The organism is Mesorhizobium sp. SP-1A, assembly GCF_032460275.1.
Taxonomy (GTDB): domain Bacteria; phylum Pseudomonadota; class Alphaproteobacteria; order Rhizobiales; family Rhizobiaceae; genus Mesorhizobium.
Genome location: NZ_JAVXZD010000009.1, coordinates 103,169 through 119,056, shown reverse-complemented (window position 1 = coordinate 119,056; position 15,888 = coordinate 103,169). Strand labels below are relative to the sequence as shown.

Below are 15,888 nucleotides of genomic sequence, written 5' to 3'. Positions count from 1 at the left end.
GACGCAACCGCACCGGTTGCCGGGTCGGCGGCCGCGCTGCCGCGAAGGCGCCGTCCGGGCAGTGTACAGGCCAATAGTCCGGCGGCAACAGCGATCGTCGTTTGCGAGCTTCGGGAAGGTATCGGCCGGCGCGACCGCCCCGGCCGTCGGCGCAGGCGGGGGCCGGCGAGCCTTTGCCGGGCGCGATGCTTTCCCGGCCGCGGCGGCCGCTACTTGGCCGTCACCCGCCACACCGTGTTGCCGACATCGTCGGCGATCAGCAACGCACCCGTCTTGTCCACCGCCAGCCCGACCGGCCGGCCATGGGCTTCGCCGTTGGTCAGGAAGCCGGTGACGACGTCCTGCGCCTTGCCGCTGGGCTTGCCGCCGCTGAAAGGCACGAACACGACCTTGTAGCCGTTGAAGCGGTCGCGGTCCCAGCTGCCGTGCTCGCCGACGAAGGCGCCGCCGCGATAGGCCTGCGGCAGGCTGTCGGCCGTATAGAAGGCAAGGCCGAGCGGCGCGACATGCGAGCTCAGCGCATAGTCGGGCACGATCGCCTTCGCCACCAGGTCCGGCCTCTGCGGCATGACCCTCGGATCGACGTGCTGGCCGTAATAGCTGTAGGGCCAGCCATAGAAGCCGCCGTCCTTCACCGAGGTCATGTAGTCGGGCACCAGGTCGGGGCCGAGTTCGTCGCGCTCGTTGACCACGGTCCACAAGGCCCCGCTTTCGGGCTCCCAGCTCAGGCCGTTGGGATTGCGCAGGCCGCTCGCGAAGATGCGCCACCGGCCGGTCGTCCGCTCCACCTGCAAGATCGCGGCGCGGTTCTTCTCCGCCTCCATGCCGTTCTCGGTGATGTTGCTGTTGGAGCCGACGCCGACATAGAGCAGCGATCCGTCCCGGCTCGCCACCAGGCTCTTGGTCCAGTGGTGATCGATCGGGCCGCCGGGAAGCGGCGTCAGCGGCGTGCCGGGATCGGCAATCTTCGTATCGCCGGTATTGTACCTGTAATGCATGATGGAATCGGTGTTCGCCACGTAGAAATCGGAGCCGACCAGGGCCACACCGAAGGGCGAGCTGAGATGGTCGAGGAAGACGCTTCTCGTCTCCGGCTTGCCGTCGCCGTTGGCGTCGCGCAGCAGCGTGATGCGGTTGCTCGGCTGATCGCCGCCCGCCGAGGTGACCATCGCTTCGATCCAGCCCATGACGAAGTCCTTCGGGCGCTTGACGGGATCGGTGCCGGGCGCTTTCGATTCCACCACGAGGATGTCGCCGTTGGGCAGGACATAGAGGGAGCGGGGATGCTCGAGGCCGGTCGCCAGCGGCTCGATCTTGAGGTCCTTGGCGACGGTCGGCTTCTCGCCCTCCTTCCAGCCGACCACGGAGGCGAGGTGCATCGGCGGGAAAAGATATTGCTGCAGCTGCGGCAGTTTCGGGTTGGCGCCGATCTGGTCCTCGGGATCGGCCGAGCTTTCGCTGCAGGCCGACAGCGCTGCCGAAGACGCGAAAGCCAGAAGGAGGAGCGTGAGGCGGAAACGGAATCCGGCGGGCGTGGAAGGTGTCATCCGGCGATCTCCCTGCGTCCATGGGCGATCTCCAGCCACGACATGGCGCACGAGAACAGCAGCACGATCACCGTCGCCGTCGACAGGTCGAGCCCCCACGGCACCACCGATGTCCAGGCGTCGCGCGTGTGCACGAAAGTGTTGAAGCCGGAGAGGACCAGCACGGCCAGATAGCCGAGCATCTGCATGGCCGCCGGCCGGCCGCATCCCGCGAGGCGTCCGGTCAGCCAGTCGAAAACCCAGGCGATCAGCGCGATGATGCCGAGGACGAAGCCAACGCTGACCAGCCATGCGGAGAAGTCGGTCCACATCATTTCGGCCGTGCGCCAGTAAGCCAGGTCGGTGAAAAACGCGCCGATCAGGCAGGCGGCGGCGAAGGGAACCAGCAGCGCATGGATCATGGGACGGAAAAGGCGCGTCCCGTGCGCCCGGGTCCGACGCGGATTTCGCGGATTTTCCACGGTCATCGTCGCCTCCTGCCTGTCGCCACCGCCTCCGAACTGTTTTTGACGCTCCATGTTCCCGCTGACGGGTTCCTCGGCGGGTTGCCCCGGCGCGTTCCCGTGCCGGCCGGTCCGCCGTTTCGGGAATCGTGCGGTGGAACATTCACGCAGGCGGCCGGTTAGGTGCCACCCTTTGTGTCCCCCTCCGCCCCGGCCTGCCGGGGCTTTTTTTCGACCGCAGCAGCAGCGCCAGGGGCACCAGCAGCGCCGTCATGACGGCGGCGTCGCGGAAGGCGTCGATATAGGCGAGCAACGACGACTCGCGCGCGATCGTCTGCGCGATCCATCCCATCGCTTCCGACTTTGCCTGGAGAGGAGGCGCGCCCTGGGCGGTGAAGAAGTCGACCGCCCGCGCCAGCGTCTGCTGGTAGGCGGACGAGGACTGGACCGTATGTTCCACCAATCGGGATTGGTGCATCTGCTGGTTCTGGGCGATGATCGTGTTCGACAGCGAGACCCCTATGCTGCCGCCGATGTTGCGGGCCACGTTGATCAGCGCGGAAGCCTGGTTGGTCTTTTCCGGCGCCAGCCCGAGATAGGCCGCCGTCGAGATCGGGATGAACAGGAACGGCAATCCGACGGTGATGAGAATGCGGGCATAGACGAAATAGCCGAAGCTCGCCTCGCCGGAGAGCGAAGTCAGGTGCCACAGGCCGGCGGCCGCCAGGCCCATGCCCAGCATGATCAGGTATCTGGGCTGCACCCGCCCCGAGGCGAAGCCCGACACCGGCATCAGCACCAGCATGGCGATGCCGCCGGGCATCATCGACAGTCCCGACAGGGTGGCCGTATAGCCGAACGTCGTCTGCTGCAGTTGCGGCAGCAGTTGCGTGGTGCTGAACAGGACGGCGCCCACGGCCATCATCACGAGAAAGGACGTGCCGAACTGGCGCGTGAAGAGCAGCCTCACGTCGACGATCGGATCCCTGCGGCTCAGTTCCCACGGGATGAGCAGGACGAAGGATCCGGCCGACAGCAGGGCCGCGGTGGTGATGAAGCTCGATGCGAACCAGTCGTTGCGCTGGCCCTCGTCGAGAAAGACCTCGAGGCACCCCAAGGCCATGGCCACGAGGAAGAAACCGGTCCAGTCGACCTTGAGACCCCCTTCCAGCCTGGCTTCGCGCTCCCGTTCCAGCACGTCCGGCTCGACCAGCAGCCATTGGACGAGCAGCAGCGACATGATGCCGAACGGCACGTTGATGAAGAATATCCAGTGCCAGGAGAAATGGTCGGTCAGCCAGCCGCCGACGGTGGGGCCGATCGTGGGGGCCACGATGACGGCGATGCCGTAGAGCGCGAAGGCCTGCGAGCGCTTTTCCGGAGGAAAGGTGTCGGCGAGGATCGACTGCTCGCTCGGCGCCATGCCGCCGCCGCCGAGGCCCTGGAGGATGCGGAAAAGGATCAGCGATTGAACGTTCGGCGCAAGCCCGCAAAGCAGCGAGGCAAGGGTGAAGGTCGCCACGCAGATCATGTAGTAGCGCTTGCGGCCGATGACGCCGGCCAGCCATCCGCTGATCGGGATCACGACGGAATTGGCGACCAGATAGGTGGTGATGATCCAGGTGCTTTCGTCCATCCCCGCCGCGAGGCTGCCCGCGATGTTGCGCAACGCCACATTGGCGATGGACGTGTCCAGCACCAGCATGAAGGTCGCGATGGAGACGACGACGGCGATGATCCAGGGATTGCGCCCGCCGGCGGCGGAGCGGCTTTCGTTCGCCGCCGGTTGCGCCCGGTCGCTCATCGCACCTGGACCGTGGGCACGACCGACATGCCGGGGCCGAGCAGGACGTCCGGCGGCCGGTCGAACACGATCTTCACGGGAACCCGCTGCACGATCTTGACGAAGTTGCCGGTGGCGTTCTCGGCCGGGAGGAGGCTGAAGGCGGTGCCGCTGCCGGCCTGGATGCTGTCGACGCGGCCATGGAACGTGCGGCCGGGATAGGCGTCGATCTCGATATCGACCGGCTGCCCCGGTTTCATCGATGCAAGCTGCGTTTCCTTGAAATTCGCTTTTATCCAGACGGCGTCCGGAACGAACATCATCAGGACCTGGCCCGGCTGGGCATAGGCGCCCCTGGCGGCCGAAATGTTGGTTGCGCGGCCGCCGGCGGGCGCGGCGATCGTGGCATGCGACAGGTCGATCCGGGCCTGGTCCAGACCGGCCCGGGCCTGCTGCAACCTGGCTTCGGCGCTTTTCGCCTGCGCCGCGAGAACCGTGATCTGGCTCCGCGCCGCTTCGACGCTTGCCTGCGCGCTGTCGTAGGCGGCCTGGTCCTGTTGCAATGTCGAGGTCGCTTGCTGCGCCTGCTGCTGGGTTCCGGTGCCCTTGGACAGAAGCTCCTGGCTGCGCCTGTTTTCGGCCCGGGCGAAATCGAGCGCGGCGCGCGCCTGGTCGACCTGCCGCTGGGCCTGGTTGACCTTGGCGTTCTGGGCCTGGGATTGCGCGGCGACGTTTCCGATGTCGGCCTGGGCGGCCGACACGGCCGCTTCGGCCTGCCGCACGGCGGCGGCGGGCACGCTGTCGTCGATGCGCAGGAGAACGTCGCCGGCCCTGACCGGCTGGTTGTCGGTGACGTCCACGTCGCTGATGCGTCCGGCGATCTCGGCGCTGATCGTCACGGTGCGCGCATCGATGAAGGCGTCGTCGGTGGATTCATACTGGCGCTCGTACAGCCACCAGCCGATGGCCCCGGCCACGACGAGCACCGCCAGCAGCGCGATCAGGGTCGTTACATAGGGATGGCGCTTCGGAAAGGAGAGCAGGCTCGGCCTGGGCCTGGCGGTGTTGGTATAGGAGCCTTCAGGGCTCTCGCTGCCGTCCCTGCCGGTCTTGGTTCTGGTGTCCACGTTTCAGCTTCCTGCGAGGCGGCCGAACAGAGACAGGTTTTGGACCCGGCGCTGCGCCCGGGCGCTTTCAACTGTCCCGTTCGCTGTACAATTTATCCACCTTGCGATCTTGCGCGGCCTGCTCGCCATGCGTGAGACGCCGGCCTCGCAAGAGCGCATAGGCGATGGCCGCGCCAAGGATTATCGCGCCGCCTCCGGTCGCGAACAGCCACAGATAGTCTGCCATGCTATTGCTCCGTCTGATGTCGGGCCGAAACGACCCGGCTTTTCGATCTTCGGCGCCGGGCGGGCTTTCCCATGGATTTCCTGTCCGGCCCGAACTGGAGCGGGCCTGAATCGTTCCATCGCGCCTCCGACCGGCCGCCCATCGCGGCCGATGCGCCGGGGCTGTCGGAGCCCTGTCCGGGAATCTTGCCTTCGCCCGCCGCTGATCGAGCGCGACCGCGCCTTCGGCGGCTCCTGTCGGGCGTCACAGCCGCGACAGGCGGTTCTCGTCGTCGATCAATGTCAGGCGGCAGGGCGCCGCTGCACCCCATTTCCACAGAACGAGGTTGAGGTCGTCGCCGGCCGCGCCGGAGGCGAAGCTCCTGACGAGCAGGCCGTGATAGCCGGCCGCCGCGAGCCGGCGGGCGAAGGCCTGCGTCCGCGCTTCCCCGTGCGCCTTCATCTGGTCGCGCCAGCCAGCGTCGGCGAGCGCCGCCGCGTCCATGTCTTGCGCGCGCAGGGCGGCTTCGTCCCGGCTGTCGAACACACGCTCGATGTCGGCGGCATAGGAAACGAGCGTCGTCGGCTGGAGGCTGCCGACCTGGTTGGCCTCCCGCAGCGCCGTCATGACCGACAGCGAGGTGTAGAGCGCCGGCGTGCCCTTCCGGTTGAAACGGCCGCCGTAAAGCTCCGCCCCGCGGCCCGACAGCGGCGTTCGCGCATGGATCGGATTCAGCGCGCGATAGAGCGCTCCTTCGAAGCGCATCAGGCGTGGATGCCGGCGTCGACCGCATCGATATAGTCGAGCACGTCGGCAGCGCGGCCGTCGCGCACGAGCTGCATCGCGGTCAGGCCGGAGAAGCCGGGCAGCGGCTCGGACCGATACCACGCATAGGCCATCAGCGCCGAGCCGAAGCGCGGCTCGACCTTGTTGACGATCTCGGCCATCTCGCGCAGCCGCCGCTGCGTCCTGTCGGAACGGATCCTGTCCTTGCGCTGGACCGCGTCCTTCCCAAGCCCGGCCGTGCGCGCGATCTCCTCGCTCGTCGTGCGCAGCGCATCTGCGATCTTGCGCGGCGAGAAGAGCCCGTCATCGGCATATTGTGCAAGACCCATGGCGCGCACCTTTTTCCTTAAACTCATTCATCTTGACGCAATATAGCGTCAGGATGACCGGCATTCAAGGCCTGGAGCGCTATCCCGGCCGGCTCCTCCCGCCGAACGAGATCCCTCCGGAAGCGATGCCCGGCCATGTCGCCGGCCAGATTGGTGCTGACCTCAGACCGTTCGATCACTATGCTCGGCGCGACGGCACTCGAGCTCAACATGAGGCAATGGCGTGACCACTCCAGACGAAGCCTTCGCTCTGCTGCGAGACCGGTTTCTCATGCGATGCCGCGACCAGCTTGCGGCATTGAAGGCCATCGCCGATGGCGGCGGTCCGCTTTCGTCTTCAACGGACAGCAGCGATCTTTTGAAGATCGCGCACTCTTTGGCCGGCGCCGGCGGCACCTTCGGCTTTCCGGACATCAGCGCGCGCGCTTCGGACTTGGAGACGCTGCTTATCGCGGACCACGACGCCGATGCCGGCGCGGTGTGGCACGCGCTCCAGGCGCTTATTCTGGAGATCGAACACGAAGTTGCCTAAGTCGGGCAGCAATTCACTTGCCCGAACCAAGGCCCGTTCGCGTCATCTCTCCCCAGCTCTGGTCGGCGCGCAGATACTGCCACCAGCCCTTCACCCGCCACAGATTGTTGATCTGCCTGTAGCCGAAATTCTCCAGTACGGCTGCCATCGCCAGTACGGCAAGGTCGCGGGCGCGCGGAAACCGCTGCAGTTCCGCTTCCTCGAGGATGAGCGAGCAGACGCTGACGCAAACGCCGTAGACGAAGATGAGCGCGGTGAAGGCCAGCAGGTAGTCGGCGGCAAGGATACCCAGCAACCAGAAAGCCGGCATCAGCATATAGCCCAGCACTTCGGCGATCGGGCCGAGCACGTCGACGATCAGGATATGGCCGAAGCCGAGGAAGCCAACCCGGCCGTAGCGGGGATTGAACAGCATGGAGCGGTAGCGGAAAAAGCATTCGAGCGCACCGCGCTGCCAGCGCGAGCGCTGGCGCCCGAGGACGTTCAGCGTCTCCGGCGCCTCCGTCCAGCACACGGGCTCCGGGATAAACTGGATGCGATATCTGCGCCCGCTGTCGATCATGTGGCGGTGCAGCTTGATGACCAGGTCGAGGTCTTCCCCCATGGAACCCTTGGTGAAACCGCCCGCGGCGACCACTTCGGCTCGGCGGAAAACCCCGAACGCGCCCGAAACCAGCATGAGGGTATTGATGCGGCTCCAGGCCAGCCGCGCCATGAGAAAGGCGCGCAGATATTCCACGACCTGGAAAAGGGGGAGCACCCTGCGCGGCAGGCGCACCTCGGTCACCCTGCCGCTCTCGATGCGCGAGCCGTTGGCGATGCGGATGGTGCCGCCCACGGCGACCGTTCGCTCGGGATCGTCGATGAAGGGCTGGGCCGCGCGGATCAGGGCATCGGCTTCGAGGATCGAATCCCCGTCGATGACGCAGAAGATCGGGGCGCGGCAGACATTGATGCCGGCGTTCTGCGCGTCGGCCTTGCCGCCGTTGAACTTGTCGACGACAAACAGGCGCTCCGTTCTCGGCGACGCATAGAGGCTGCGGATTGGTGCGTGCGCCAGCGCTTCCTCGTAGGGGCGCTCGAATTTCACCATCTGGAATGCTTCGATGAGGCGTTCGAGCGTCCGGTCCTTCGAACCGTCGTTGACCACGACCACCTCGTAGTTGGGATATTCGAGCGCGAGCATGGAATGCACCGATTCAACGATGTTCACCTCCTCATTGTACGCGGGCACGATGAGCGCGATGGGAGGGGCGACATCGCCGTAGCGGTCCCACAGCAGTGCCGAGCGAGCTACCGGCGGGCGTTGGGAAAGCGCATAGGCGGCTATGACGAGCTGAAGCAGGTAGACGACCGTCTGCGCCAGCCCCAGCCCGATGATCAGCCAGGACACGACGGTCGCCGCCAGGACGACTTCATGGCTCCAGCCGGCCGTCACGGGATCGGCCCTTCCGCCAGGATGAGCGATGCGGTGCGCTGGCTGCGCGAACTCTGGTTCGCCGCGATTTCCCTCAAGATACGCTCTCCTTCCGGAACGATCGCGCTCATCGCCTTGGCCGCCGCATAGCGGACGGTCCATGTCTCGTCGTCCAACAGCCTTGCGAGCGGAGCGGCCAGATCCGGCAGGCCGAGTTGGCCGGCTGCCTCCGCCGCCGCACAGCGCACGCCCCAATCCTCGTGTTCGAGCCCATGAAAGAGAATGGCGACGGCCGACGGATGGCCTGTCCGCCCGATGGCGCGGATGGCTGCCGCCGTGACCTCCGCGGGACCGCTTTGCGCGATGTTCCCGTAGAAGCCGGCAAGCCGGAAGTCGCCGGAACGGGCCAGCGCATCGATGACGGCGACCCGAACGAAAGGAGCGGCATCCGTCCTGGCGGCGCAGTCCTTCAGTTCCGGCATGCGCTCGGCCGGAAGACGGCGGAAGAGCTCGATGAGACGCCTCGAGCGCTGGCCGGCTATGCCGATCTTGCCGAGCGCGACGTCCAGAGGCGGCAAGGCGTCGAGGTCGCAGAGCGCGATGGCGGCGGCGATGCGCACTTCCCGCGACCGATCATTGTCCAGCGTGGCAAGCAGCAGGGGCACGGCGTTTTCGGAACGCATGGTCCCGAGCATTTCCGTCGCCTGGATGCGCTCGGCCCCGTTGCCGCCGGCAAGCTGGCGCTCGGCCTCGGCAGGCAGGCCGCATTCGATAAGGGTCGCGATGACGTCCGCGTGTTCTTCCCCGCGCAGCAGCGCCAGGAACTCGAAGCCGGCTTCGAGTGCGACGCGCGCGGGCACCTCGAGCACGGCGCGCTTAAGCGTTTCCCGATCCCGGTGATGCGAAAACGCGATCAAGGATTTCAGCAGGTGCTGGCGCATCTGCGCATCGGCCGAGCTACGGCGCTGGATGTAGGTGCGGCGCAGGATCAAAAGCGCCATCACCGCAAGCGAAACCAGACTGAGGAAGATCGAAAGGGACCAGATGAACCGCAGCATGGGTCAGAACCGCTTGGTGATCCCGAAGCCGAATATGTTGCGGTCGAAGGCCGGACGCTGCTCGCGGGCCAGGCTCGCGCGCACCGTCAGGTCGTCCAGCACGTCCCAGGACGCGCCGCCGAAGACCGTGCGTGTCGGCACCAGCGAGCCGTCGTCGATCTCCGGCGCATCGCCATATCCGACAAACAGGTTCACTTTGGGCGTGGCCGCGAAGTCGGCCCTCAATACATATCCGTCCGCACGCGCGTCACCGTCGTCGAAGGCATGGACCCACCGCGCGGAAAGGCCCAGCCGGCCGTCGAACAGGTAGCCCTGCATCCATGGCGACACCGTCGTGATGCCGGTATCCGTGAACCGGTCGTAGCGGGTATCGACGTTGAGAAGCAGCGGACCGAAGCCGTTCAGAGGCGCAAGCGCCTGCCATGACGCTCCTGCGCCGACCGAGTAGCGGGCCAGGAAATCGCTGTGCGGCGAGGCCGCCGCCAGCGCGTAGGCGGAGAAGGATTGCGAGAATGCCTGGTCGATCCGGCCCTCGATCTGGACGTCGGTTCGTCCGTAGCGGGTGGCCAGGCGAGAGCGCGCCGAGACCGTGGTTCGGGACGTTGCCTTGTAGGCGATTCCCACCGAACTGTCGGTCCATGTGCCGCGTCCTCCGGTGAGGTCGCTGACTTCACTGCCGATATCGAGCCGCCATTTTCGGGGGGGAGGCTGCGCCAGCCGGTCCTCGATGTCCTTCGAGCCGGGCTCCAGCGACAGCGCCTGCCGATAGGCTTGCCGCGCGCCCTCGTCATCGCCGCGCGCCCGCCGGACATCGCCGATGCCCGCCAGCGCCTCCGCGTCTTCGGGATTGGCGGCGAGAGCTGCCTGGAAGGCCCCCTGAGCGCGATCATGATCGCCTTCGAGAAGCGCTATCCGGCCGTCCAGGGCCATCGCTTCGGCGTTGCGCGGCGCCGAAGGCAGGATTTCGTCGATCAGTTTGCGCGCGCGAGCCACATCTCCCTGCCAGACTGCGAGACGCACCTTGCCCAGCCTCGCATCCATCAGGCCCGGATGGATCGCCAGGACTGCATCGAACGACCGGCCTGCCTCTTCGAATTTCTGCTGCGAGCCTTCCGTTAGCCCCAGGGCCACCAGCGCATCCGTGTCGCGGGGCGCCAGCCGCAATGCCTTCCGGTACACGGCTTCGGCCTCGGCAAGCCGTCCGGAGGCGCGAAGCTTTCGGCCTTGGTCCATCAGCGCGGTCACCGGGTCCGGGCGCTTTGCCGAAGGCTTGTTGCGTGCCGCTGCCGCCGTCGCAACCCTGTCCGGTCTCTTGTCGCTCTGTGCCTGCTGCGCCTTGCGGATATTGGCAAGCAGCGCGGCGGCGTCCTTGTTGCCGGGCTGTGCGCGCACCACGGGCTCGGCCAGCGCCAGGGCTTTGTCCGGATTGCCGGACCGGAACTCGATCTCGGCCAGACCGAACCTGGCGTCCCAGTAATCGGGAGCCAGCGACAGTGCCTTCGAAAATGCCGCGCGCGCGGGTGCGAGGTTGCCGCGGCCAAGCTCCGCGAAACCAAGCTGGACGAGCGCGTCCGCATTGTCGGGCTTCAGCGCGAGCGCGCGCGTGAGCAGGTCCGCCGCCTCATCCAATTTTTGCGCCTGCCTCGCCTTCACGCCCGAGGAATAGAGCTCGTCGACAGTCTGGGCCGACGCGGCCGTCAGCGTCACGGCCAGGAGCATGGAAGCCAGCGCAGCCGCATGTCTGCGGGGCATCAGCGCTTGCCGCCTTTCCGGGCAACGAGGCGCGCCAGCCTGGCGAGCAGCTCCTCCGGGATAAACGGTTTGACGAGATAGTCGTCCGCGCCCTTTTCCAGTGCCGAAACGATGTCCCGCTCACCCTTGCGGGCCGTCAGCATGATGATCGGGATATCCGACAGGCGCTGGTCGTTTTTGATCCGGGTCAACACCTCGAAGCCGTCCGATTTCGGCATCATGGCATCGAGCACGATTATATGGGGGTCCTCCTGCTCCGCCATGGCTAGGGCCTCCGCGCCGTCTACCGCCTTGACCACGCAATAGCCTTTGGCCTGCAGCCGGAATTCCATCAATTCCAGCAACAGCGCATCGTCGTCGCAGATCAGAACTTTTGTCTTCCCGCCTTCCACCAGCCTCGCTCCGGTCACACCCAGTGTGTCGATCAGCCCCCCGGAGTAATCAAACCATGGATCATCAACCGTTCGAACGCCATCCAGCCCGAGAGAACGCGCCCGAGTCGTTCCCTTGCTTGAGCCAACGCACCGCGATCGTTCAAGAAACTGATTCGCGCCGGGTCGATCTCCAGTTCCTGACTAAAGGAATAAGTCGGTTTGGTATAGGAGTTGGAAACAGCGGAGCCCAACATTCTAACCATCGGCTGTTGACCCGACCGATCAAGGATGAGGTCCCCGTATTCGGCCCTCCGGTAGATCCTGTTGTATTCTGCCGGCAGGGGCCCGTTCTCGATCGCGATGCTTATCAGCAAATCGTGAAATGCTCCCCAGTCCAGCCAATCCTGGGCCGCTTGCTCGACTTGCGCGCTGTCGGTTCGATAGGCCATCACGGTGATACCGGCGATGGAGCCTGCGGCCGCTTCGAGCGCCCGCTCTCCGCCCGGCCTGCCCAGCATCCAGAAGGGCACCACGACCGAGACCTTCTCGCCGAGCGCGTCGGAAAGGGCGTTGATCGTCGTCGCCCACTCCTGCCAGCCGGCGACCGGATCGGACGCGAAGCCCGGCCGCAGATAGGGCTCGATGTCGTACTGGAAGGACCGCACCATGCCGGCTTCCCGCAAGCCGCGCAGGATGCGCGCGCGCCGTAGCGCTTCCGTTCGGCCCGCTGCGCTCGCCATATCGGGGTCCCCTTCCACCGAATGGACGGCGATGCCGGCGTTAGACATCGCCGTGATCAGGTGGATGAGCTTGGTCCGGTCGGCGATCGCTTCGCCATCGACCCTTATCTGCAGGAAGAGATCGCGGACGTCGTCACGCCGCAGCGCCGAAACCAGCAGGTCGGGCCGATCGAGCCAGGCACGCGCATCCCAGAGCCAGGTTCCGATTCCGGCAGGCGGGCGGCCGGCGGGAACGAGCCGTATCGCCGTTATGGTCGCAGTGGAGGCCGAATTCGGGCAGAGCATCACCAATTGCCGCGCGGCGCCGCCGGCAGGGGCCCAGTCGGTGGAGGGGACGGACGCCAGCGTGTCGCCGTCAGGCCGGGCCGGCAATGTCCGGGGAGCGTCCTGCCCTTCCTGAACGACGGCAAAGGACAGGCCGGCCTGACTACTGCCTTCGACCGCCAGCACGCCACGCATCGCACCGGGATAGCGATAGCCTTGCGCCTTGAACACCAGGCCGGCCGGTCGCTGCCCGGCCGCGCATGACAGCGCGATGCCGTCGTCCTGCGCAGTGGCGCTGGCGCGCTCCTCAGCGCCGAAGGGCCGGATGTCGAACAGCGGCAGCAGATTGGCGTTCAGCGGAAACGGCTTGACCGGCGGCTCGGCCTCTTGCGGTTCGGGCAACGCCACGCCGGTCGGCCTGAACGTGCCATCCGTCTTGGTTCCCGTCACGACGAGACGGTCCGGCGTGCCGGAGAGCCGGTCAGCCTGATAGGACCAGATGACTTCGGCAGGCTGGCCGGCGGACGCGGAAGACATCATCCCGGCACCCTGTAGAAGAAGCGCCGAAAACGCAATCCGCGCAAAGCCCCGGGCCCGCGTGCCGACAATGGCGGCCGGCGACATCGCGCTTTTTCCCATCAGGCGGTTTGCCCCGTCATCGGTCGGCGAGCAGCTTCCTGACATCGCCGGCCAGCGACATCGGATCGAACGGTTTCGCGATCGTTCCTACGGCGCCCATTTCCAGATAGCGCTGCACTTCATGCGTCTGCGTCCGCGCCGTGATGAAGACAACAGGAATTTCGGCGGTGCCGGTCGAGGCCGCAAGTTGCCGCAACGTTTCGGGCCCGTCCATTTCAGGCATCATCACGTCGAGCAGGATCAGATCGGGTCGCCAGGCGGCGGCTTCCACGAGCGCCTCGCGTCCCGAAGCGCAGGCACGCACCTCGAATCCGGGTTCCAGTTCCAATGACATCTGGGCGATCTCGCGGATGTCGTCGTCGTCATCGACATAGAGGATTCGTGCCGCCATCTGCTTCGTCCCTGCCAGTGTCATGCTGTTGCCGAACCGCCCTGGGCCGCCGGCAGGAAAGCCCTGACCAGCCGCGCCACGTCGAGTTCCGAGGCTTTCGTCTTCGTCATCACCATCTTGACCTGGTCGCCAAGCTGTCCGTCGAACTCGGCCGCGGAAAACACCATCACGGCCGTTTCGTGCGGCAAGTCCGACAGCAGATCCAGACCGGAGCCGTCCGGAAGCCCTATATCGAGGATCACCAGATCGAAACGATCGCGCGTGACCGCGTTGCGCGCCTCCTGCAGCGTCCGCGCGAAGGTGACGGAGGCGTCCGATCCCAAACCTTCCGACATCACCGCGAGCACGCCCTCGTCGTCTTCGACGTGAAGTATCTTTGGGCGGCGGTCGACCTTGCTGTTCACGATCTTGCCCAGGGCGGCATGCAGCCGCTCGGGTTCGATCGGCTTTTCCAGCCAGTCGATGATGCCGACCGCGGAACCGTTCAATGACCTTCTGGCCTCGTCGGCGACCGCCGAGATGACGATGACCGGGACATCGGAATTCAGGGACGAAGCGCGCACATCGCGGAAAAGCGTTATCCCCGATTCGCCTGCCAGCTTGATGTCCAGTGTCAGGGCGGCATAGCTGCGAGCCTTGAGCAGCGCCTTGGCGGACGCGATGTCGGGCGCGACGTCGGAAGAAAACCCCTCCGCGTCCAGCAGTGCCGCGATCACCGCCGAAATGTCGGCCTCGTCCTCGCAGATCAGCACGCGCATCCTGTCGTCGAGTGCCGCGACGCCGTTCACTTCGTGCGTGCGGGCCTTCTCGGCGCGCGCTTCAGGCAGGTCGACATGGAAAGTCGTGCCCTTGCCTTCTTCCGAATCGAAGGAAACGGAGCCGCCGAACTTTTCCGCGATCATCTTGACGATGCTCAGGCCGAGGCCGGTGCCGCCCTTGGCCCGGGTGCTCGATGCGTCGGCCTGTTCGAACTTGCCGAATATGCGATCGCGGAACGCTTCCGGAATGCCTTCCCCCCGATCCGAGACCGATATCCGAAGCATGTCTTTCGGGCGACGTTCGAACCTGACGGCGACCGTTTCATCGGCGGGCGAAAACTTGATGGCGTTCGACAGCAGGTTGGCCAGCACCTGGTGGAGCCGGTCGGGATCGACGTTCGCCTCCGCCCGGGGCGCATCGTCGACCAGGACGATGCGGACATTCTTGTCGGACATGTAGTTCGAGCTGGCGGCAATGGCCTGCTCCACCAGCGGACGCACCGGCATCCGGCTGATCTGAAAGCTCATCTTGCCGGACTCGATCTTTTCTATGTCGAGAATGTCGTTGATGAGGTGAACCAGCCTTTCGCTGTTCGCGTGCGCGATCTTGATGAGATTGGCCGCCTTCGGCGGCAACTCTCCGGTCACCCCTGCGGAAATGAGCCCCAGAGAGCCGCGGATCGACGTAAGCGGTGTCCGCAACTCATGGCTCACGGTGGAGATGAATTCGTCCTTCAGCTGGGCGCTGCGCTTCTGGTCGGTCACGTCGCGATTGTAGGTGATCAGCCCGGCGACGCGCCCGCTCTGATCCCTGAACGGCGTTTTTGCAGTGGAAAGCCAGCCTTCCCTGCCATCCGGAAAGGTGGCCGGCTGGTCGATCCTCAAGGTGAAGCCGCTTTGCAGCGCCGCCAGCTCGTCCTTGCGGAACTGATCGGCGAGATCCCGCGGATAGAAGTCGAAATCCGTCTTGCCTATCAGGTTTTCGACCGATCCGGCCCGCATAAGGCTCGCCGTAGCGGGATTTGCCGCGAGGAAGCGGCCGTCCAGGTCTTTCATGTTGAGGCAATCGGGCAGCTCACGAACCATCGCGCTGTAGATCATGTTTGCCGTCGACAGTTCGCGACGTCTGATCTGGCGGTCGAGCAGAACGCCGATGATGACGGTGCTCAAAAGGGTGAGGAAGAAAACAGGAACCGTACTTTTCTCGATCAGGCTGGCACGAATCTCGGCGGTAACGGTGAAAAGATTGATGAGGCTTGCCAGGGCAAGCGACAGGCCGAGGCCGAATATCGTGGCAAGCGTGCGGCCGCGGTTCTCGGCGATGTTGTGCCAGGCCAGCCCGAGCGCCGCCGCAAGGAAGATGCCCATCACTCCGGAAGCGGTGCCCAGGCCGCCGAGATGCAGCCGGTAGGCGATCGCTCCGGCGGCCGCGATGAGCGCGGCGGGCCAACCGCCGAAGAACGCTGCGGCGGCGACGAGCGGCGAGCGCAGGTCAAAGAAAAAGCCCGTCACGAACTGCTGCGCGCTGGCCATCGAAACCAGCGTGCCAAAGCACAGGATGACACCCAGGAGCAGCGACTGCGTTCGTTGCGGAAGGCGGTCGGTCAAGTCCGATGCCAGGTCCCAGGCCACCAGGAGGCTCGAAACGAGCGCGAGATTCGCGAGCAGTGATTGCCAGATCGGTGACATGCCATCCTCTCAGGTGGAGCGCCGTTCACGATAGCGCCAAAGTCTGTCAGATCG

At 65.7% G+C, this 15,888-nt stretch carries 15 protein-coding genes; 1 reads left to right on the top strand and 14 read right to left on the bottom strand.

The features are described 5' to 3' along the window. Positions 1–209: 209 nt before the first annotated feature. The 7 genes from QU595_RS27085 to QU595_RS27055 all read right to left on the bottom strand — a co-directional run bounded on the left by QU595_RS27085 (position 210) and on the right by QU595_RS27055 (position 6,220). Positions 210–1,547: a sorbosone dehydrogenase family protein gene (locus QU595_RS27085; protein ID WP_315927860.1), complete on the bottom strand. Its 1,338-nt coding sequence runs from the start codon at positions 1,545–1,547 to the stop codon at positions 210–212. After that, positions 1,544–2,014 carry a DUF2231 domain-containing protein gene (locus tag QU595_RS27080; protein WP_315927858.1) on the bottom strand — a complete coding sequence of 157 codons (471 nt, stop codon included), beginning with the start codon at positions 2,012–2,014 and terminating at the stop codon, positions 1,544–1,546. The genes QU595_RS27085 and QU595_RS27080 overlap by 4 nt, the downstream gene beginning before the upstream one ends. Before the next feature lie 139 nt (positions 2,015–2,153). Further along, positions 2,154–3,794 (bottom strand): DHA2 family efflux MFS transporter permease subunit, encoded by a 1,641-nt coding sequence (locus QU595_RS27075; protein ID WP_315927856.1) that lies wholly within the window; start codon positions 3,792–3,794, stop codon positions 2,154–2,156. After that, positions 3,791–4,900, bottom strand: coding sequence for an HlyD family secretion protein (locus tag QU595_RS27070; RefSeq protein WP_315927854.1), 1,110 nt, complete (start codon positions 4,898–4,900; stop codon positions 3,791–3,793). The genes QU595_RS27075 and QU595_RS27070 overlap by 4 nt, the downstream gene beginning before the upstream one ends. Before the next feature lie 67 nt (positions 4,901–4,967). Then, positions 4,968–5,126, bottom strand: a complete 159-nt coding sequence (locus tag QU595_RS27065) for a hypothetical protein (RefSeq protein ID WP_315927853.1) — start codon at positions 5,124–5,126, stop codon at positions 4,968–4,970. A gap of 243 nt (positions 5,127–5,369) precedes the next feature. Beyond that, positions 5,370–5,870 (bottom strand): RES family NAD+ phosphorylase, encoded by a 501-nt coding sequence (locus QU595_RS27060; protein WP_315927851.1) that lies wholly within the window; start codon positions 5,868–5,870, stop codon positions 5,370–5,372. Further along, positions 5,870–6,220 (bottom strand): antitoxin Xre/MbcA/ParS toxin-binding domain-containing protein, encoded by a 351-nt coding sequence (locus tag QU595_RS27055; protein WP_315927849.1) that lies wholly within the window; start codon positions 6,218–6,220, stop codon positions 5,870–5,872. Before QU595_RS27055 ends, QU595_RS27060 begins: the two co-directional genes overlap by 1 nt. A gap of 223 nt (positions 6,221–6,443) precedes the next feature. Between QU595_RS27055 and QU595_RS27050 the strand changes: the two genes are divergently transcribed. Then, on the top strand, positions 6,444–6,752 hold the full coding sequence (locus tag QU595_RS27050) for an Hpt domain-containing protein (protein WP_315927847.1): 309 nt from the start codon (positions 6,444–6,446) through the stop codon (positions 6,750–6,752). A gap of 13 nt (positions 6,753–6,765) precedes the next feature. Here the strand turns inward: QU595_RS27050 and QU595_RS27045 are convergent, their stop codons facing one another. Genes QU595_RS27045 through QU595_RS27015 form a run of 7 tightly spaced genes read right to left on the bottom strand, consistent with a single transcriptional unit; the run spans position 6,766 to position 15,834 of the window. Next, a complete protein-coding gene (locus QU595_RS27045) occupies positions 6,766–8,190 on the bottom strand; it encodes a glycosyltransferase (RefSeq protein ID WP_315927845.1) in 1,425 nt (474 codons plus the stop codon). Next, positions 8,187–9,227 carry a HEAT repeat domain-containing protein gene (locus tag QU595_RS27040; protein ID WP_315927843.1) on the bottom strand — a complete coding sequence of 347 codons (1,041 nt, stop codon included), beginning with the start codon at positions 9,225–9,227 and terminating at the stop codon, positions 8,187–8,189. Before QU595_RS27040 ends, QU595_RS27045 begins: the two co-directional genes overlap by 4 nt. Positions 9,228–9,230: 3 nt before the next feature. Beyond that, entirely contained in the window at positions 9,231–10,979 is a 1,749-nt protein-coding gene (locus QU595_RS27035) for a YaiO family outer membrane beta-barrel protein (protein WP_315927841.1), read from the bottom strand. Beyond that, complete coding sequence (locus QU595_RS27030; RefSeq protein ID WP_315927839.1) at positions 10,979–11,371, bottom strand: response regulator; 393 nt, start codon at positions 11,369–11,371, stop codon at positions 10,979–10,981. Before QU595_RS27030 ends, QU595_RS27035 begins: the two co-directional genes overlap by 1 nt. Before the next feature lie 32 nt (positions 11,372–11,403). Beyond that, positions 11,404–12,981 carry a hypothetical protein gene (locus QU595_RS27025; protein ID WP_315927836.1) on the bottom strand — a complete coding sequence of 526 codons (1,578 nt, stop codon included), beginning with the start codon at positions 12,979–12,981 and terminating at the stop codon, positions 11,404–11,406. 31 nt (positions 12,982–13,012) lie between these two features. Next, a complete protein-coding gene (locus tag QU595_RS27020; RefSeq protein ID WP_315927834.1) occupies positions 13,013–13,387 on the bottom strand; it encodes a response regulator in 375 nt (124 codons plus the stop codon). 20 nt (positions 13,388–13,407) lie between these two features. Continuing rightward, entirely contained in the window at positions 13,408–15,834 is a 2,427-nt protein-coding gene (locus QU595_RS27015) for an ATP-binding protein (RefSeq protein WP_315927832.1), read from the bottom strand. Positions 15,835–15,888: the final 54 nt, after the last annotated feature.

Coding starts and splice junctions, on each gene's coding strand:
- QU595_RS27025 (WP_315927836.1), bottom strand. CDS start 12,981: ATGTCGCCGGCCGCCATTGTCGGCACGCGGGCCCGGGGCTTTGCGCGG.
- QU595_RS27060 (WP_315927851.1), bottom strand. CDS start 5,870: ATGCGCTTCGAAGGAGCGCTCTATCGCGCGCTGAATCCGATCCATGCG.
- QU595_RS27015 (WP_315927832.1), bottom strand. CDS start 15,834: ATGTCACCGATCTGGCAATCACTGCTCGCGAATCTCGCGCTCGTTTCG.
- QU595_RS27080 (WP_315927858.1), bottom strand. CDS start 2,014: ATGACCGTGGAAAATCCGCGAAATCCGCGTCGGACCCGGGCGCACGGG.
- QU595_RS27085 (WP_315927860.1), bottom strand. CDS start 1,547: ATGACACCTTCCACGCCCGCCGGATTCCGTTTCCGCCTCACGCTCCTC.
- QU595_RS27065 (WP_315927853.1), bottom strand. CDS start 5,126: ATGGCAGACTATCTGTGGCTGTTCGCGACCGGAGGCGGCGCGATAATC.
- QU595_RS27075 (WP_315927856.1), bottom strand. CDS start 3,794: ATGAGCGACCGGGCGCAACCGGCGGCGAACGAAAGCCGCTCCGCCGCC.
- QU595_RS27040 (WP_315927843.1), bottom strand. CDS start 9,227: ATGCTGCGGTTCATCTGGTCCCTTTCGATCTTCCTCAGTCTGGTTTCG.
- QU595_RS27055 (WP_315927849.1), bottom strand. CDS start 6,220: ATGGGTCTTGCACAATATGCCGATGACGGGCTCTTCTCGCCGCGCAAG.
- QU595_RS27035 (WP_315927841.1), bottom strand. CDS start 10,979: ATGCCCCGCAGACATGCGGCTGCGCTGGCTTCCATGCTCCTGGCCGTG.
- QU595_RS27020 (WP_315927834.1), bottom strand. CDS start 13,387: ATGGCGGCACGAATCCTCTATGTCGATGACGACGACGACATCCGCGAG.